Consider the following 17374-nt stretch of genomic DNA (forward strand, 5'->3'; position numbering starts at 1 on the left):
TGTTTGAAGGGGATACCTGCCTGCGTTCCGCCTCAGGCGTTAGGTTGAGAACTCAAACGAGTATCTGATTTCCCTCCGTCATCCCGGCCTTGTGCCGGGATCCTGCTTCTTCTTCTGCCGGCAAGGCAGCGGGACCCCGGCTCGAGGCCGGGGTGAGGATGGAAGAATAGGAGTTCTCAACCTAGCGCTGCACCAGCGCCACGACGAACAGCGCGAGCGCCGCAGTGGAGCTCAGCGTGCGGACATGGTTCCACATCGTCCACTCCCTGACGTAGCGCGCCCATATCTCCGCCGAGCCGCCGCCGTCGCCAGCTGCGGTCAGCGCATCGTTGAGCGGCACGTTGAACAGCATCGTCACGCCGAACATGCCGAGCAGATACAGGGTGCCGCCAGCGAGCATCGCAAGCGAGCCCGGCTCGCCCCAGCGCAGTGCGCCAGCTGCCGCGAGCAGCCCGGCCGCGACGGTGGTGGCAAGGAACAGCGGCAGGAAGGACGAGCGCAATATGTCGACATTGATCGCGTTCATCGCCGCCATGCCCGATGCCGGGGCGATCCGGCCGAGCGCAGTCATGATGAACGTCGAAAAGGCATAATAGAGCCCAGCCATCAGGCCGCAGCCGATCGCCGAGAACCAAAGCAGTCCAGGGACGAGGAAGGTTCGCATGGTCAGACCTTTCGCTCAAAATACGAGAATATATCGTATTTGCAAAACCCGATAGTCTCTCGTATTCGGATCGTCAAGCGATGCGATGGGAATCGGAATGGGGCGAAGGCCGGCAGGGAAGGCGCAAGGGGCGGAAGCGTCCGATGCACGGGAGCGGATGGTGCCCGTGCAGAAGCGCAGCCGCGAGCGGTTCGAGCGCATCCTGCAATGCGCGGCGGCGGTGATGGCGGAAAAGGGGGGCGAGGCTTTCCGCATGAGCGACATCGTCGAGCGCACCGGGATACCCTTTGGCTCGCTCTATCAATATTTCCCGGACAAGGCGGCGATCATCGGCACGCTGGCCGAGCGCTATAACGCCATGGGCCGCGCCTGTGTGGAGCGCGATCTCGCCACGGTGAAGACGGTGGCGGATCTGCGCCCGGCGCTGAGCCGGATCGTCGACAGCTATTATCGGATGTTCCTGGACGAGCCGGTGATGCGCGACATCTGGCAGGCCACCCAGGCCGACCGCGCGCTGCAGAAGCTCGACGAGGAGGATGGCGCCTTTCTCGCGGGCCTGCTCGGAGAGACGGTGCGGCCGATCGCGGGCGGCGCGAGCCCGGCGGCGATCGCCTGCCATGCCCAGCTGACGATGACGCTGATCGCCGCGGCGGTGCGCCACGCGATAACCCTGCCGCCCGCCGAGGCAAAGCGCGTGCTCGCCCTGTTCAAGCAATGGCTGCCGGCCGATCTCGCGGCGCTCGAGGCGCAATGAGCGCGAGCGAGACGCTTTCGCTGGCCCAGGCCCGCCGCATCTTCCTCGCGGCACAGGGCTTCGGCCGGCCTCGCCCGGCCAGCGTCGGGTCGGCGCATCTGCGCCGCACCGTGGATCGGCTTGGGCTTCATCAGATCGACAGCGTCAACGTGCTGGCCCGGATGCACTATCTGCCCGCCTTTTCGCGGCTGGGGGGCTATGACCGCGCGCTGCTCGAGCGCGATGCCTGGGGGCCGAGGCGCGGGCGCAGGCTGTTCGAATATTGGGCGCACGAGGCGTCGCTGCTGCCGGTGGACCTCCATCCGCACTTCCGCTGGCGGATGGCGCGGGCCGAGCGCGGCGAGATCGGCTGGCGGCAGCTCCGGCTGTTCGCCCGGGAGCGCAATGCCGAGGCCCAGGCAGTGCTCGCCCGCATCGCCGGCGAAGGGCCGCTTGCCGCTTCCGACTTCGAGAATGGCAGCTCGAAGAGCGGATGGTGGGAATGGAGCGAGACCAAGCTCGCGCTCGAATGGCTGTTCTGGTCGGGCCGGATCACCACCGCCACCCGGCGGGGCAGCTTCGAGCGGATCTATGATTTGAGCGAGCGCGTGATCCCGCCGGCGGTCTATGGCCTGCCGACGCCGGATGCGGCGACTGCGCAACGTGCGCTGATCGAGCGCAGTGCCCGCGCGCTCGGCGTGGCGACCGCAACTGACTTGCGCGACTATTTCCGGCTCAAGCCCGAAGAGGCGAAGGGCGCCTTCGCCGAGCTGGAGGAAGAGGGGGTGCTGATCCCCGTCCAGGTGAAGGGCTGGGGGCAGAGGGCGTGGCTGCACCGTGATGCGCGGCTGCCGCGCCGCGTGCGCGGCGCGGCGCTGCTCGCGCCGTTCGATCCGCTGATCTGGGAGCGCGGCCGCACCGAGCGGCTGTTCGACTTCCATTATCGGATCGAAATCTACGTGCCTGCCGACAAGCGGACGCATGGCTATTTCGTGCTGCCCTTTCTGATGGACGAGGCGCTCACCGCGCGCGTCGATCTCAAGGCCGATCGCCAGGCCGGCCGGCTGCTCGCCCATCGGGTGACGCTGGAGCCGGGCGCCCCGCGCGACACCGAGGAGCGGCTGGCGATCGAGCTTGCCCGCATGGCGGACTGGCTCGGGCTAAGCGAAGTGCGTATCGGCGAGACGGTTAGGGGAAGCCGATGACCGACGATCTGCCACGTTGCGCCTGGGCGGTGAGCGATCCGCTCAACCGCTCTTACCATGATGCCGAATGGGGCGTGCCGATCCGCGATTCGCGCGCATTGTGGGAAGCGCTGATGCTCGAGGGCTTTCAGGCGGGGCTTGCCTGGATCGTCATATTGCGCAAGCGCGAGGCCTTTCGCGAGGCGTTCGCCGGTTTCGATCCGGTGAAGGTCGCCGCCTTCGGGCCCGATGATGTCGAGCGGCTGATGGCAAATCCCGGCATCGTTCGCGCGCGGGCCAAGATCGAGGCGACGATCAGGGGCGCGCAGATCTGGTGCGACATGGCAGCGCGAGGCGAGGATTTCGCCGCCTTCTGCTGGCGCTTCACTGGGGGCAAGCCGATCCTGAGCGCGGGGAACGGCTTTGTCGCCACCACGCCGCTCTCCGAAGCGATCTCGAAGGAGCTGAAGCGCCGCGGCTTCAAGTTCGTCGGGCCGACGATCGTCCATGCCTGGATGCAGGCGGTGGGGCTGGTGAACGATCATCAACGGCATTGCTTTCGCCGCGCGCCCGTGGCCGCGCTCGCCTGAAATCGTTGCGGGCGCTGCGGGATAGTGAGAAAATGGCCGTGAACCGGCGGGGGAATGGACGATGACGATCAAGCTGTTGCCGTGCGCGCTCGTGGCGCTGGGCCTGCTCGCCGCCTGCTCGCCCGCGCCGAAGAAGCCGGTGGAGAGCAACGCCGCGGCCAATGAGACCGAGATCATCGTGCCACCCGCGGGCACCGCCGATGCGCCGAACGCAAGCGAAGAGGCGCCGGGCGTCGCAGTCAATCTGGCGCCGGACGAACTGACTCTGGTATTGCCCAACGGCGCTTCCCGTCATGTGACCTTCGGCATCGCCAGGGCCGATGCGGTGCGGATGCTCGCGGCCGCGCTCGGCAGCCCGATTGAGGAAGCGAACAGCCAGGATTGCGGCGCCGGTCCGCTCGCGCATGCCACTTTCCGGGACGGGCTCTCGCTCTATTTCCAGGACGGCAAGTTCGCCGGCTGGGACCTGGACGGGCGCGAATCACCCAGGTTCACCACGGGCAACGGCATCGGCATCGGCACCAGCCGCAAGGCGCTGGAGGCGGCGGGCACGGTGGATGTCGGCGAGACGACGATCGGCAACGAATTCATGATGGGCGAACTTTCCGGCCTGCTCAGCTCGCCTGCACCCGACGGCAAGGTGACCAATCTCTGGGCCGGCGTCACCTGTATCGCGCGATGAGCGCCGGGAGGCTGTTGATCGAGATCGCGGGCTGGGCCGGAGCGGGGCTGATCCTCCTTGCCTATCTTCTGCTCTCGTCCGGCAAATTGACCGGCCAGTCGCGTGCCTATCAGTGGATGAACGTGGTCGGCGCCGGCTGCTTCGTGATCAACAGCGGCTGGAACGGCGCAATCCCCTCCGCCACGCTGAACATGGTGTGGCTGCTGATCGGCGCGGCCACGCTGTGGCGCATCGCCCGGCGGCCGGCATGATCCGGCAGGCGCGTGCCGAGGACGCGGGGTCCGTCATCGCGCTCTGGGGCGATTGCGGCCTCACGCGCCCGTGGAACGATCCCGAGCGGGATTTCGCCCGTGCCCTCGCCGCGGAAGCCTCGACCATCCTGGTGGCGGAAGGCGAGGGCGGCGGGATGACGGGCAGCGTGATGCTGGGCGACGACGGCCATCGCGGATGGGTCTATTATCTCGCGGTGGCACCCGTCGCCCGTCATACCGGGCTTGGTCGAGCGCTGATGGCCGCGGCGGAGGCGTGGTTGCGCGCACGGGGCTGCCCGAAGATCCAGCTCATGGTGCGCGAGGGCAATGGAGAAGCGCTCGGCTTCTACGAGGCGCTCGGCCTGGAGCGGCAGGGCGTCGTCACGCTCGGGCGTTTCCTGAACGACTAGAGCTTCTCGCCGGGCAAGGCGCTGGCCTGCCGGAACCACGCCGCCAGCTGCACGGCGTCGATCCTGTCATCTTCGCGGATGTCGAGGTAGCGCACCTCCGCCTGCTTCGAGGTGCCGGGCGGGACCGGATCGAGCGACGTGCCGCGGAAGAAAGTGAGCTTCACATATCGGTCGAAGCAGTGGAAGGCGAGGAACCAGCCCTCCCGGTCGGGCGCGCCGTAAAAGGGCGTGTTCCACTTCACTGCCTTGCGCGCGCCGGGGACGGCGCCTGCCACCAGATCGTCGACCGTGCGGCCGATGCGCTGCTTCCAATCGGGCATCGCGGCGATATAGGCCTGCACCGGCGCGTCGCCGTCGGCCTTGGGAATCTGGGGATTGCCGCCCGACAGGAGCTTGGGCGCGCTCACCTGGCGCACCCACCGGCCGAGTTCCGGGCCTGTGGCGAAGAGAGAGCCGCCGCCGCCGGTGCCGGCCTTTCGAACCGATACATCATCGCATCATCCCGATACCGTTCGGCGACAGCCTAGGGCATGTCCCGCCCGATCGAAAGCCGGCTGGCTTTCGCCGCGGAGCACGCTATCGCGCATCGGAGGCCATGAGCAGGCGAGGACGCGACGTGACGGTCACCATGTACGGCATCAAGAATTGCGACACGATCAAGAAGGCGCGCGCCTGGCTGGACGAGCACGGCATCGCCTATGCCTTTCATGACTACAAGGCGGCGGGGATCGACGCGGCGCGTCTCGCGCGCTGGAGCGGGATTGTCGGCTGGGAAGTGCTGCTGAACCGGGCCGGCACCACCTTCCGCAAGCTGCCCGATGCCGATCGCGAGGGCATCGATGCCGGCAAGGCGGCGGCGCTGATGCTGGCCCAGCCGTCGATGATCAAGCGCCCGGTGCTCGAATATCCCGGCGGCATCCTGGTCGGCTTCAAGCCTGAGCATTACGCGCGGACGCTGCTCTGATCGCAAGTCCGCGCGGAACTTCTCGAGCGCCCGGATCTCCGGGCTGGTTCATGCCTCCCAGCTGAATACTTCCTCGAGCGGCTTGTCGAACACCTGGGCGATCCGGAACGCGGCTTCGAGCGACGGCGAGTATTTTCCTTGCTCGATCGCGGCGATGGTCTGGCGCGTGAGGCCGATCTTCTCGCCCAGCTCGGCCTGGGTCATTTCGCCGGCGAGGAAGCGCAAGGTGCGCACCTGGTTGACGACGCGTCCCCGGACCATGGCTCAATGCCCCCTGCGGTAGCCGGCGATCTGCGCGGCATAGTGGACGATCTCCGCGATCACGATCGCGCCCATGATGCCATAGGCCATGCCGACGGCGTGAACGCCGAAATGGACGCTCGCCGCAACGCAGACGACCAGCGCCAGCAGCACCGGATAGGCGAAGGCATAGGCACGCCGGGCGATGTCGCGGTCGCGCTCGTCGCTGCCGGCGCTGGCATCGGCCGGCGCGAGCACTGCAGTGACGATCGCTGCGGCGATCATCAGGATCGTCTGGACGATCACTGCGCCGATGAAGCCGGCGAGATAGGCTGGGCCGTACAGCTTCCCGCCGGTCGCGAGCATGAAGCCGAAATAGCCGCCCCACACCAGCGCAGTGGTGATCACCGAGATCCAGGCGATCTTCTCCTTGAATGACATGATTCACCTCGAGTTCGAAATATACGACTCAATGTTAAGTATACTGAACATAGAGTCAAGTCATTCGAACTGGCGTGCTGCTCGGTGCTGGCGGGCGGTGGGCGGAGACGCTAGAGAGCCGAGCATGTCGCACGTCACCATGGATACGGCCACGAGCCGTGCAAACCCGACCCCCGCTCCGATGAAGCGGCTCACGGTCCCCTCGATTCGCGATCGCAAGGGCAAGGATCCGATCGTGATGCTCACAGCCTATACGACGCGGATGGCGCAGCTGCTCGATCCGCATTGCGACGTGCTGCTGGTGGGGGACAGCCTGGCCCAGGTGATCTACGGCCTGCCCTCCACGCTGCCGGTGACGCTGGAGATGATGATCGCGCACGGCGCCGCGGTGGTGCGGGGCAGCTGGCATTCGCTGGTGGTCGTCGACATGCCCTTTGGCAGCTATGAGCAGGGCCCCGAACAGGCCTTCGCCTCGGCGGCGCGCGTGCTGGCGGAAACGGGCGCCGCCGGTGTGAAGATGGAGGGCGGCGAGACGCTGGCGCCCACCGTCGAATTCCTCACTCGGCGCGGCATTCCGGTGATCGGGCATGTCGGCCTCACGCCGCAGGCGGTCAACGCGCTCGGCGGCTATGGCGCGCGGGGCCGGAGCAACGCGGAACATGCCCAGATCCTCGACGATGCGCGGGCGATCGCTGCCGCCGGGGCGTTCGGCATGGTGGTGGAAGGCGTGGTCGAGACGCTGGCCAGGGAGATCACCGCGGCGGTCTCGTGCCCGGTGATCGGCATCGGCGCATCGGCCGAGTGCGACGGCCAGGTGCTGGTGATCGACGACATGCTCGGCATGTTCGAGCGCACTGCCCGGTTCGTGAAGAAATATGACGATCTCGCCGGCCGTATTTCCGCCGCGGTTGAAACCTATGCCGCCGATGTTCGGTCGCGGGCCTTCCCGGGGCCCGATCAGGTCTATGCGCCGCGGGATTGACGGGCTACCGAGCGCTCTGTTGATTCCCGCGCGGCACGATCAGGTTCGCGCCCGCTAGAGACGCATGGAGTAGATTTTGGCGCTTCCCCCCTCCGGCACCACAGACGAAGCCTTCCTGCGCGAAGTCGACGAGGAATATCGCCGTTCGCAGATGCTCGGCATCTGGCAGAAATATGGGCGCCTGATCGTCGGTGCCGTCGTGGCCGGGTTCATTGCCCTTGCCGGTTTCCTGTTCTGGCAGCATCAGAGCGTTTCCGCCGCGGGCCAGAAGGGCGAGCAATATGACGCGGCCCTGCGCGACATCGAGCAGAACCAGTTCGACAAGGCGAACCCGGTGCTCGCCAAGCTCGCCGCCGGCGGCACCAATGGCTTCGCCGCAATGTCCGCGATCATCGAGGGCAATCTGCTGGTGCAGAAGAAGGATGCGAAGGGCGCCGCCGCCAAGTTCGCCGGGGTTGCCGGCAACACTGCCTATGCCAAGCCCTATCGCGACTATGCGCTGCTCCGCCAGACGTCGGTGGAATATGACACGCTGAAGCCGGAAGTGGTGGTCTCGCGCCTTCAGGGGCTCGCCAGGCCGGATTCGGCCTGGTTCGGCAGTGCCGGCGAGATGGTGGCGGCCGCGCAGATCAAGCTCGGCAAGCGCGCCGAGGCGGGCAAGCTCCTGCAGCAGATCGCCCAGGGCGGCGACAATGTGCCGGATACGACGCGGCAACGCGCGGTTCAGCTGGCGAGCGTATTGGGGATCGACGTCCTCGATCAGTCTAAGGAAAAGCAGGCTAAATGAACAATAAGCTGAGGGTGGCTGGGGCCCTTGCGGCACTCGCGCTGGCTAGCGGCTGCGGGGTGATCAAGGGGCAGGGCAAGAAGACGCCCGTGCTCGGCGAGCGCGTTCCCATCCTGATGTCCGAGAACGACATCACCAGCGACAAGTCGCTGGCGAATGTCGACGTGCTCGTGCCGGAGGCGGCAGTGAACGCGGACTGGAACCAGCCGGGCGGCAATGCCGCCAAGGCGATGGGCCATCTCGCCTTGTCCGCCACGCCCTCGCAGGTCTGGAGCAAGGAGATCGCCAAGACCTCCAAGAAGGAGCGTCTCGCCGCTTCGCCGGTGATCGCGGGTGGCAAGCTGTTCGTGATGGACACTGACGGCCAGGTCCATGCGCTCGCCGCCGACACCGGTGCCGAGCTCTGGCGCGCCGCCACCGTCAAGGCTGATAGCAACAAGACCGCGCGCTTCGGCGGCGGCGTCAGCGTCTCGGGCGAGCATGTCTTCGCTACCAACGGTCTTGGCGATGTCGTGGCGCTGAAGGTCGCCGACGGCACCGAAGTGTGGCGCAAGCGCCCCGGTGGCCCGCTGCGCGGCGCGCCGTCGCTCGCCAACGGCAATGCCTATGTCGTCACGCAGGACAACCAGCTCTTCGTGATGAGCCAGGAAAATGGCGATGTCAGCTGGACCGCGTCGGCCAGCCTCGAATCGCAGGGCGTGTTCGGCGTGGCGGCGCCGGCTTCGGCGCAGGGCACGGTGATTGCCGGCTTCTCGTCGGGCGAGCTCAATGCCTATCGCTACGAGAATGGCCGCTCGCTGTGGAGCGACGTGCTCTCGCGCAGCAGCATGACCACTTCGGTCTCCTCGCTGTCGGACATCGATGCCGAACCGGTGATCGACCAGGGCCGCGTCTATGCCGTGGGACAGGGCGGCCGCATGGTCGCGATGGACATCGCCACCGGCAACCGCATGTGGGAACAGAACATCGCCGGCATCTCCACGCCCTGGGTGGCGGGGGAATGGCTGTTCGTGGTGACCGACGACGCCCGGCTGCTGTGTCTTTCGCGTACCAGCGGCAAGGTGCGCTGGATCTCGCAGCTCAAGCGCTACAAGAACGACAAGAAGCCCAAGGACCCCTGGGGCTGGGTCGGCCCCGTCCTTGCCGGCGGCAAGCTGATCCTGGGCAATACCCGGGGCGAGCTGGCCTTCGTATCGCCGGCTGACGGCAGCGTGAGCTCGACGATCGAGCTGAAATATCCGATCTCGCTCCAGCCGGTAGTGGCAAACAACATGCTCTACATTCTGGACGACCGCGGGCGCCTCACTGCGTTCCGCTGATTTAGTGTCCCGGCCATGGCAGGCGGGCGGGGCCGAAAGGCCTCGCCCGTTGCTTTTTGGGGCGCCATGCCGTTTTCCTGACCGAACCACGTCGACAAGAGTCTTCACGCCATGCCACTGCCCATCGTCGCCATCATCGGCCGGCCGAATGTCGGCAAATCGACGCTGTTCAACCGGCTGGTCGGCAAGAAGCTCGCGCTGGTCGACGATCAGCCGGGCGTGACCCGCGATCGCCGCGAGGGCGATGCGAGCCTGCTCGGGCTCGAGTTCCGCATCATCGACACGGCGGGATATGAGGACGAGGACGCGGCGACCTTGCCGGGCCGGATGCGCCAGCAGACCGAGGCGGCGGTGCAGGACGCCGATGTCGCGCTGTTCCTGGTCGATGCGCGCGCCGGCGTGACGCCGCTGGACGAAGAGATCGCGCGCTGGCTGCGCTCCACCGATCGCCCGATCGTGCTCGTCGCCAACAAGGCCGAGGGCCGCGCGGGCGAGACCGGCGTGATCGAGGCGATGGCGCTGGGCTTTGGCGATCCGGTGCAGCTCTCCGCCGAGCATGGCGAAGGCATGGGCGACCTGTTCGAGGCACTGCTGCCGCATGTCGAGCGCGAAGAGGAGGACGTCGAGGAAGAGGATCCCGATAACCCCAATGCGCCGCTCAAGCTGGCGATCGTCGGCCGCCCGAATGCGGGCAAATCGACTCTGGTGAACCGTTTCCTGGGCGAGGACCGGATGATCACCGGGCCGGAGGCCGGGATCACGCGCGATTCGATTGCGATCGATTGGGAATGGGAGGATTTCGAGGGCAATATGCGCCCGGTCCGCCTGATCGACACGGCGGGCCTGCGCAAGAAGGCTCGCGTCGAGGAGAAGCTGGAGAAGCTGTCGGTCGCCGATACGCTGCGCTCGATCGATTTCGCCGAAGTGGTGGTGCTGCTGCTCGACGCCACCCGCGGGCTGGAAGTGCAGGACCTCAAGATCGCCGACCGCGTGCTCCAGGAAGGTCGCGCGCTGATCATCGCGCTCAACAAATGGGATGTGGCCGAAAATGCCTCCAGCCTGTTCAACGGCGTGAAGGGCGCGTTGGACGAGGGGCTGGCGCAAGTGAAGGGCGTGCCGCTGCTCACGGTCTCCGCGGCGACGGGGAAGGGGCTCGACACGCTGATCGACGTTGCCTTCAAGACGCGCGAGGCCTGGTCGCGCCGCGTCTCCACCGGCCAGCTCAATCGCTGGTTCGAGCGCGCGATCGAAGCGAATCCGCCGCCCGCGCCCGGCGGCAAGCGGATCAAGCCCCGCTATGTCACGCAGAACAAGACGCGTCCGCCCAGCTTCGTCCTGTTCGGTACCCGCGTCGATCTGCTGCCGATGAGCTATCAGCGCTATCTGATCAACGGCTTGCGCCGCGAATTCGATTTCGGTGCGGTTCCGGTGCGGCTGACGCTGCGGGCGCCGAAGAATCCGTTCGACCGCGATAAGGAATGAGAATCCAATCGCTTCCGTAACGATCCTGATCCCAAATCAACTCTGTGTTTACACACGGGCGATACCCTTTGGGGGACGCTCTGGAGGGTGCGGAGTAGGGGAATGAAGCGATGACCGGCAATGTGCAGCTGGTGAACTGGGACAGTTTTTCGCAGGCTCGGGCCGAGCTCGGCGCCAATTTCGTGCGCATTCTCGGCTATTTCCGCGAAGACGGCGTCAAGTCCGTCGCGCGGATCGAGGAGGCGATGCGCGCGAACAACGCCGCCTCGATGGTGATTCCCGCGCATACGCTGAAGGGCGAATCGCGCCAGTTCGGTGCCGATCCGCTGGCGGACCTGGCCGAGACGATCGAAATGAGCGCCCGCCTGTGCATGGAGCGGCAGGACACGCCGACGGACGTGCTCGAACATGTCGTGCAGCTGCGCCCGCTCTTCGAAGCGACGCTGGCCCTGCTGGAACGCGAATCGAACCCGCTGGTGGAGCGCCGTCCGGTGTTCGGCCGGCGCTCGCTCGCGGGCTGACGGCGGACCCTAGCTCGCCTCGGCCGCCTCGCTGTTGAGCTGGATATAGTTCTCAAGCCCCATGCGCGCGATCATGTCGAACTGCTTCTCCAGCGTATCGACATGCTCTTCCTCGCTTTCGAGGATATGGGCGAACAGGTCGCGCGAGACATAGTCGCGCACGCTCTCGCAATGCTGGATCGCGTCGCGCAGCAGCGGGATTGCCTCCATCTCCACCGCCAGGTCGGCCTTGAGGATCTCCTCCACCGTCTCGCCGATGCGCAGGCGGCCGAGCAGCTGGAAATTGGGCAGGCCGTCGAGGAACAGGATGCGCTCCGCCAGCTTGTCGGCATGCTTCATCTCGTCGATCGATTCGTGGCGCTCGAGCTCGGCGAGCTTGGTGATGCCCCAATTGTCGAGCAGCCGGTAATGCAGCCAATATTGGTTGATCGCGGTAAGCTCGTTCTTGAGCGCCTCGTTGAGATAATCGAGGACCTTGGGGTCGCCCTTCATGTCGCGTGCCTCTGTTGTATTTTCAGGCAGCGATCATAGGCGCGCGGGTTCGCCTTGGACAGTCAAAAAATGGCTGATTTCTGCGGCTTTCGGCTGTTGCGAACGTTACGCAGCAGCACGTTCCTGGGCGATGATCTCGCGTGCGAACGGCACGCATTGTCCGCATTTGGCCTGGCAGCCGAGCGCCCGATAGGCCTGGCAGGCACTGGTCGCGCCTTCGCGCGCGGCCTCGCGCACCTCATGTTCCCGAAGAGCATTGCAAACGCAGACGACCATCGAACCCTCACGACTCTCAAGGGAGGAAGTAGGGCTATTGACACTGATTCGCAAGACTATTGCGAGGCACTCGCATTACTATCTTGTGCGCTTCCGCGAATCGGCTGGAAGCGCCCGCGCGCCAGGCTGCGCCACAGCCATTCGAACGGGCCGAATCGGAAATGGTCGAGCCAGGCCCTGGACCAGAGCAGGATCAGCGCCCAGATCCCGAGAACCACCGGATAGAGCTGCCAGCGGGTCAGCTGCCCGTACCAGCCCAGCCCATAGCCGTAGAAGAGCGAGGTGCAGATCAGGCTGGTGGCGAGATAGTTGGTGAAGGCCATGCGCCCCGCCGCGGTGAGGCGGGTGGTCAGCGCGCCGCCCGGGCGGGCGAGGAGCAGGATCAGGCAGATCCATCCCGCGATCATCGGCGGGCGGACCAGCGCGGTAAGCGGCAGCATCGCCGCGACCACGCAGATATCGAAGCCCGAATGCCATTGCCACCATGCGAGCATGGCATAGGCGGGCAGGCCGATCCCCCAGCAGACGGCCAGCCAGCGGCGATAGCGTGCCCGGGTCCATTCGCCGCGCAGCATGCCGCTGCGGAGCGCCGCCATGCCGAACAGCATGTAGCCGAGCGTCTCCGGCCCGAAGAAGACGAGCAGCGCGATCAACTCGCTGCCGTCCTCGTGCAGCCGATTGGCCAGGAGCGTGCCATAGCTGCCATGGTGCAGGGCGAGATCGCGTGCGATATTGGCTGGAGCCGGGACGCCGAAGGACTGAGCGTAGCCGCGAAGCTCGGAGGCGTTCGGTGCGCTCGCCTGCAGCTGGACGATGGTGAGCGGGATGGTCGCGAACAGGAGGGCACCGGCCAGCGCGAGCATCGTGCCGAGCACCAGCAGCCGCGGGACGGGCAAGCCGCGCATCGCATAGGCGATCATGCCGATCATGGCATAATGGGCGAGGATGTCGCCGTGCCAGACCAGGAACAGATGGGCGAGGCCGAAGACGAGCAGCCAGGCCATGCGCCGGTAGTGTGCGCCGGCCGGGCTGCGTCCGCTCGCTTCGGCGCGCCCGATCACCAGCAGAAGCGATGCGCCGAACAGGAAGGAGAAGAGCCCGCGCATCCGCCCGTCGAACAGGACGAAGTTGATCGCCCAGGCCGCCAGGTCGGCGCCGTGCCAGCCGCCATAGGCGCGCGGGTTCACATAGGCGGCCTCGGGCATGGCGAAGGAAAGGATGTTGAGCAGCAGGATGCCCAGCACCGCCACGCCGCGGACCACATCGAGAGAAGCGAGCCGGGTGCCCGCGGCGGAAGGGGGCATTCAGCGCCGCGCGGCGACGAGTGCGATCGGGATGCCGACCAGCACGATGTGGCAGAAGAGCTGAGTCGCGATCGTCTGCAGGCCGAGATGCGGGAAGATGCCGGGCCAGCGCAGCGGCAGCACGACCAGGTTCATCACCGCCCAGGTGGCGACGCCATAGCCGACGCCCGCGGTCACGCGCCGCGCCTTGAGCAGGGGCAGCCGATCGGCGGCAAGGACGAAGACCGCCGCCATCACGGCCATGATCGCGAAATGGACCGCCAGCCCCAGCGCCGCGCCGCCCGCGCCCCAGGACGTCGCGCCGGGAAAGGGGCCGCTGGCGACACCGCGCAGCATCGCGTCGGGCGTGCGCCCGGCCCGGAGCGAGAGGATCGCCGCCGCGCCGATGTCGAGCGTGCCGGCGACGAGGGCGGCCACCAGGATTCTGCGTCCGGCTTGAATCATGTCGCTTGTCCTCCCCGCGCTTCTGGCGGGGACGCTACATCCAGGAACTGATCTCCTCCAGCGGCTTCTTTGCCGCCCCGGCCACCGGGATCGTGGCATCGGCGGCCGGGTGGCCGGCGACGATCAGCATCAGCGGCTTCTCGCTGTCCGGACGGCGGCAGACACGGTTGAGGAAGCGCATCGGCTTGGGCGTGTGGACCAGCGTGGCGATCCCGGCGGTGTGCAGCGTGGCGAGCAGGATCCCGGTGGCGATGCCGACGCTCTCGATGACGTAATAGTTGCGCGGCACGACCTCGTCATCGGCAAGGCGCCGGGCGAAGATGGCGATCAGCCAGGGGGCTCTCTCGAGAAAGGGCTTGTCTGCATGGGTGCCGAGCGGGCGAACCGCGTCGAGCCAGGACCTGGGCGCGCGGCTGGCGTAGAATTGGCGCTCCTCCTCCTCGGCCGCGACCCGGATCGTCGCCTTGGCCGCCTCTCCCTCGATCGCGCAGAAATGCCAGGGCTGACGATTGGCGCCGCTCGGTGCCGAACCCGCGGCCCGCAGCGCCGCCTCGATCACTTCGCGCGGTACGGGGCGCTCGGAGAAGGCGCGGCAGCTGCGGCGTGTGGCCATTTCAGCGAGGAAGGCCTGGGCCCGCTCGACTCGCGCATCATCGCTCAATTCCGGATAGGGCTGCCAGGGCAGCGCTTCATGCTCGGCCATTACCACGCTCCCGGGCCGCTGATGCCACCGGTGTCTCGGGGCGGGCAATCCGGTTTTCCCCGTAGCGCTCAGCGGTTTTCCCTGCGGATCACCAGCTTGAGGCCCGACCATATCCGGTCGACTGCGCAGACCTTGATGTCGACCAGGCCCTTGGGCAGCGCGACTTCGCGGATCACGTCCTCGGTGATGTCGGTCTCCATTCGGGCGGCCTTTTTGGGCCAGGAGACCCAGATGAAGCCGTTGCGGTCGATCAGCGCGAGCAGTGCGCCGAGTTCGTGTTCCAGCTTCGCCCGCTCGGTGACGAAGATGTGCGCTGCCTGCAGCCCGGCACAGGCGGCGGCATATTCCTCGACCCCCAGCCCCCGGGGATCGATTTCGGCACGGACGCTCTCCGGCATGCCGTGGAACCAGCTGCGCATGCCGGGCTTGAGCCCCAGTTTCTTCGCGAGCGGCGTGCCCGAATAGCCAGCGGTCATCACTGGACCTCCTCATTGCCGGCCCGGCACGCCGAACTTCATGCCAGGGCGGCGTCTTCGCCCATCAATTCAGGGAAGAAACGCTCATGCGCCGCCTTGAGATCGGTCAAGGCCACGCAGAAATCGCCTTCTTCCAGCTCGAAGATGATCCGGTCCTTGATCGTGCGACCAATCGGGTCTGCCGCGAGACCGGCCTTGTCGGCGGCGACCAGAAAGTCGGCGAGCGATTCGTCGCGCACGGTGACGACGTACAGCCCCTGATCCTCGCCGAAGAAGGAGCCCGCGATTCCGAAGGGCTGGGGCTGGTCGATGATCGCGCCGATGCCCGAGGCCATCGCCATCTCGGCGAGCGCCACCGCCAGGCCGCCATCGGCCACATCATGGCAGGCGGTGATGCAGCCGGTGTTGATCGCCGAGCGGACAAAGGCGCCGGTGCGGCGCTCCATCATCAGGTCGACCGCCGGGGGCGGGCCCTCTTCGCGGCCGTGCAGCTCGCGCAGCCAAAGCGACTGGCCGAGATGGCCCGAACGCTCGCCGACCGCCAGGATGATGTCGCCGGTGCCCTTGAAGGCGATGGTCGCGCTCTTGCTGTAATCCTTGAGCAGGCCGATCGCGCCGATCGCCGGGGTCGGCAGGATCGCCGAGCCGCCACCGGTCGCCTTGCTTTCGTTGTAGAGCGAGACGTTGCCCGAGACGATCGGGAAGTCGAGCGCGCGGCACGCCTCCGACATGCCCTCGAGGCAGCCGACGATCTGGCCCATGATCTCGGGGCGCTGGGGATTGGCGAAGTTGAGGCAGTTGGTCACTGCCAGCGGCGTGGCACCCACCGCCGACAGGTTGCGCCACGCCTCGGCAATGGCCTGCTTGCCGCCCTCGACCGGATCGGCGAAGCAATAGCGCGGGGTGCAGTCGGTGGTGATCGCCAGGCCCTTGCCCGAGCCGTGCACCCGGACCACCGCGGCATCGCCGCCCGGGCGCTGGACGGTGTCGGCGCCGACCATGTGGTCATATTGCTCCCAGATCCAGCGGCGCGAAGCCAGGTCGGGCGTGCCGACCAGCTTGAGCAGGTCGGCGGCCGGATCCGCGCTCTCGGGCACGTCCGCCAGCTCGGCGGGCTTCGGCGTCGGCACATGCGGCCGGTCGTAGAGCGGGGCTTCGTCCGCCAGCGGGGCGAGCGGAATGTCGGCGACCGTGTCGCCCTTCCACTTGAGCACCATGCGGCCGGTGTCGGTGACATGGCCGATCACCGCGAAATCGAGCTCCCACTTGCGGAAGATCGCCTCGGCAAAGGCTTCGCGGCCCGGCTTGAGCACCATGAGCATGCGCTCCTGGCTCTCCGAGAGCATCATCTCGTACGGCGTCATGCCGGTCTCGCGCTGGGGGACATCGTCCATGATCAGCTCGATGCCGACGCCGCCCTTGCTGGCCATCTCGACCGACGACGAAGTGAGGCCGGCGGCGCCCATGTCCTGGATCGCGACGATCGCGTCCGACGACATCAGCTCGAGGCACGCCTCGATCAGCAGCTTTTCGGTGAAGGGGTCGCCGACCTGGACGGTGGGGCGCTTTTCCTCCGAATCCTCGCCGAAGTCGGCCGAGGCCATGGTCGCGCCGTGGATGCCGTCGCGGCCGGTCTTCGAGCCGACATAGACGATCGGATTGCCGACGCCCGAAGCGGCCGAATAGAAGATCTTGTCGGTATCGGCGATGCCGACGGTCATCGCATTGACCAGGATGTTGCCGTCATAGGCCTTGTGGAAATTGACTTCGCCGCCGACGGTGGGGACGCCCACGCAATTGCCGTAGCCGCCGATGCCATGGACCACGCCGGCGATGAGGTGCTTCATCTTGGGGTGATCGGGCCGGCCGAAGCGCAGCGCGTTCATGTTGGCGATCGGGCGCGCGCCCATGGTGAACACGTCGCGCAGGATGCCGCCCACGCCGGTCGCTGCGCCCTGATAGGGCTCGATATAGCTCGGGTGGTTATGGCTCTCCATCTTGAAGATGGCTGCCTGGCCGTCGCCGATATCCACCACGCCGGCATTCTCGCCCGGGCCGCAGATCACCTGGGGACCCTCGGTCGGCAGCTTCTTCAGGTGGATGCGGCTCGACTTGTAGCTGCAATGCTCCGACCACATCACCGAGAAGATGCCGAGCTCGGTGAGGTTGGGCTCGCGGCCCATCGCCTTCAGGACGCGCTCATATTCTTCGGGGGTGAAGCCGTGCTCGGCGACGATCTCGGACGTGATCTGGGTCATGGGCGCAGCCCATAGCGAGGGCATGTGCCCGCGTCACCCCCGAGCGGGAGCCGCGCGAAAATGTTGACTGCGTTGACTCGCCTTCGCGTGCGCGGAGGGCGGGAGGGCACGGCGCGCACGCGCATGCCTGCTCCGGCAAGGGCGGCGAGCGGAAACGCGGCGGGGAAGGGA

At 66.8% G+C, this 17374-nt stretch carries 23 protein-coding genes; 12 read left to right on the forward strand and 11 right to left on the reverse strand.

Annotation, left to right across the window (positions count from 1 at the left end):
- Window positions 1-181: 181 nt before the first annotated feature.
- Window positions 182-664, reverse strand: coding sequence for an anthrone oxygenase family protein (locus tag FFS08_RS07805; protein ID WP_137861464.1), 483 nt, complete (start codon window positions 662-664; stop codon window positions 182-184).
- Window positions 665-824: 160 nt separating this feature from the next.
- Here FFS08_RS07805 and FFS08_RS07810 point away from each other — a divergent pair, with 160 nt between their 5' ends.
- The 6 genes from FFS08_RS07810 to FFS08_RS07835 all read left to right on the forward strand — a co-directional run bounded on the left by FFS08_RS07810 (window position 825) and on the right by FFS08_RS07835 (window position 4514).
- Window positions 825-1418, forward strand: a complete 594-nt coding sequence (locus tag FFS08_RS07810; RefSeq protein WP_212741968.1) for a TetR/AcrR family transcriptional regulator — start codon at window positions 825-827, stop codon at window positions 1416-1418.
- Window positions 1415-2602, forward strand: a complete 1188-nt coding sequence (locus tag FFS08_RS07815; protein WP_171012521.1) for a winged helix-turn-helix domain-containing protein — start codon at window positions 1415-1417, stop codon at window positions 2600-2602. Before FFS08_RS07810 ends, FFS08_RS07815 begins: the two co-directional genes overlap by 4 nt.
- Complete coding sequence (locus FFS08_RS07820; protein ID WP_137861467.1) at window positions 2599-3171, forward strand: DNA-3-methyladenine glycosylase I; 573 nt, start codon at window positions 2599-2601, stop codon at window positions 3169-3171. Before FFS08_RS07815 ends, FFS08_RS07820 begins: the two co-directional genes overlap by 4 nt.
- Window positions 3172-3232: 61 nt before the next feature.
- Window positions 3233-3853 (forward strand): hypothetical protein, encoded by a 621-nt coding sequence (locus FFS08_RS07825; protein ID WP_137861468.1) that lies wholly within the window; start codon window positions 3233-3235, stop codon window positions 3851-3853.
- A gap of 14 nt (window positions 3854-3867) precedes the next feature.
- The gene (locus FFS08_RS07830) at window positions 3868-4104 is read left to right on the forward strand and encodes a CBU_0592 family membrane protein (protein WP_331483810.1); all 237 of its coding nucleotides are present in this window, start codon (window positions 3868-3870) and stop codon (window positions 4102-4104) included.
- Window positions 4101-4514, forward strand: coding sequence for a GNAT family acetyltransferase (locus tag FFS08_RS07835; RefSeq protein ID WP_137861470.1), 414 nt, complete (start codon window positions 4101-4103; stop codon window positions 4512-4514). The genes FFS08_RS07830 and FFS08_RS07835 overlap by 4 nt, the downstream gene beginning before the upstream one ends.
- Here the strand turns inward: FFS08_RS07835 and FFS08_RS07840 are convergent.
- Complete coding sequence (locus tag FFS08_RS07840) at window positions 4511-4921, reverse strand: DUF1801 domain-containing protein (RefSeq protein ID WP_249340974.1); 411 nt, start codon at window positions 4919-4921, stop codon at window positions 4511-4513. The two genes, FFS08_RS07835 and FFS08_RS07840, sit on opposite strands and share 4 nt — an antisense overlap.
- 209 nt (window positions 4922-5130) lie before the next feature.
- On the opposite strand from FFS08_RS07840, the gene FFS08_RS07845 reads away from it, so the two are divergent.
- Complete coding sequence (locus tag FFS08_RS07845; protein WP_137861581.1) at window positions 5131-5478, forward strand: ArsC family reductase; 348 nt, start codon at window positions 5131-5133, stop codon at window positions 5476-5478.
- 48 nt (window positions 5479-5526) lie between these two features.
- On the opposite strand, the gene FFS08_RS07850 is transcribed toward FFS08_RS07845, so the two are convergent.
- Both FFS08_RS07850 and FFS08_RS07855 read right to left on the reverse strand, forming a co-directional pair.
- Window positions 5527-5739, reverse strand: a complete 213-nt coding sequence (locus tag FFS08_RS07850; protein WP_137861471.1) for a helix-turn-helix transcriptional regulator — start codon at window positions 5737-5739, stop codon at window positions 5527-5529.
- 3 nt (window positions 5740-5742) lie between these two features.
- The gene (locus tag FFS08_RS07855; RefSeq protein ID WP_137861472.1) at window positions 5743-6159 is read right to left on the reverse strand and encodes a hypothetical protein; all 417 of its coding nucleotides are present in this window, start codon (window positions 6157-6159) and stop codon (window positions 5743-5745) included.
- A 124-nt stretch (window positions 6160-6283) separates the two neighbouring features.
- On the opposite strand from FFS08_RS07855, the gene panB reads away from it, so the two are divergent.
- The 5 genes from panB to FFS08_RS07880 all read left to right on the forward strand — a co-directional run bounded on the left by panB (window position 6284) and on the right by FFS08_RS07880 (window position 11250).
- On the forward strand, window positions 6284-7141 hold the full coding sequence (gene panB, locus FFS08_RS07860) for a 3-methyl-2-oxobutanoate hydroxymethyltransferase (protein ID WP_137861473.1): 858 nt from the start codon (window positions 6284-6286) through the stop codon (window positions 7139-7141).
- Between the two features lie 76 nt (window positions 7142-7217).
- Window positions 7218-7928, forward strand: coding sequence for a tetratricopeptide repeat protein (locus FFS08_RS07865; protein ID WP_137861474.1), 711 nt, complete (start codon window positions 7218-7220; stop codon window positions 7926-7928).
- The gene (locus FFS08_RS07870; RefSeq protein WP_137861475.1) at window positions 7925-9247 is read left to right on the forward strand and encodes an outer membrane protein assembly factor BamB family protein; all 1323 of its coding nucleotides are present in this window, start codon (window positions 7925-7927) and stop codon (window positions 9245-9247) included. The genes FFS08_RS07865 and FFS08_RS07870 overlap by 4 nt, the downstream gene beginning before the upstream one ends.
- Window positions 9248-9358: 111 nt before the next feature.
- Complete coding sequence (gene der, locus FFS08_RS07875; protein WP_137861476.1) at window positions 9359-10729, forward strand: ribosome biogenesis GTPase Der; 1371 nt, start codon at window positions 9359-9361, stop codon at window positions 10727-10729.
- Window positions 10730-10839: 110 nt separating this feature from the next.
- On the forward strand, window positions 10840-11250 hold the full coding sequence (locus FFS08_RS07880; protein WP_137861477.1) for an Hpt domain-containing protein: 411 nt from the start codon (window positions 10840-10842) through the stop codon (window positions 11248-11250).
- Between the two features lie 9 nt (window positions 11251-11259).
- On the opposite strand, the gene bfr is transcribed toward FFS08_RS07880, so the two are convergent.
- The 7 genes from bfr to purL form a co-directional block, all read right to left on the reverse strand.
- Window positions 11260-11742 carry a bacterioferritin gene (gene bfr / locus FFS08_RS07885; protein ID WP_137861478.1) on the reverse strand — a complete coding sequence of 161 codons (483 nt, stop codon included), beginning with the start codon at window positions 11740-11742 and terminating at the stop codon, window positions 11260-11262.
- A gap of 105 nt (window positions 11743-11847) precedes the next feature.
- Window positions 11848-12018, reverse strand: a complete 171-nt coding sequence (locus tag FFS08_RS07890; protein ID WP_137861479.1) for a (2Fe-2S)-binding protein — start codon at window positions 12016-12018, stop codon at window positions 11848-11850.
- A gap of 56 nt (window positions 12019-12074) precedes the next feature.
- Complete coding sequence (locus tag FFS08_RS07895; RefSeq protein WP_137861480.1) at window positions 12075-13322, reverse strand: DUF418 domain-containing protein; 1248 nt, start codon at window positions 13320-13322, stop codon at window positions 12075-12077.
- On the reverse strand, window positions 13323-13739 hold the full coding sequence (locus tag FFS08_RS07900; RefSeq protein ID WP_249341325.1) for a hypothetical protein: 417 nt from the start codon (window positions 13737-13739) through the stop codon (window positions 13323-13325). It lies immediately after the preceding gene.
- A gap of 61 nt (window positions 13740-13800) precedes the next feature.
- Window positions 13801-14469 carry a nitroreductase family protein gene (locus tag FFS08_RS07905; RefSeq protein ID WP_137861482.1) on the reverse strand — a complete coding sequence of 223 codons (669 nt, stop codon included), beginning with the start codon at window positions 14467-14469 and terminating at the stop codon, window positions 13801-13803.
- 68 nt (window positions 14470-14537) lie between these two features.
- Window positions 14538-14945, reverse strand: a complete 408-nt coding sequence (locus FFS08_RS07910; protein WP_137861483.1) for a DUF3052 family protein — start codon at window positions 14943-14945, stop codon at window positions 14538-14540.
- Between the two features lie 38 nt (window positions 14946-14983).
- Window positions 14984-17203, reverse strand: coding sequence for a phosphoribosylformylglycinamidine synthase subunit PurL (gene purL, locus FFS08_RS07915; protein WP_137861484.1), 2220 nt, complete (start codon window positions 17201-17203; stop codon window positions 14984-14986).
- Between the last annotated feature and the right edge of the window lie 171 nt (window positions 17204-17374).

Origin of the sequence: Sphingomonas sp. 1F27F7B, from assembly GCF_005503355.1 — a bacterium.
Lineage (GTDB): Bacteria > Pseudomonadota > Alphaproteobacteria > Sphingomonadales > Sphingomonadaceae > Sphingomonas.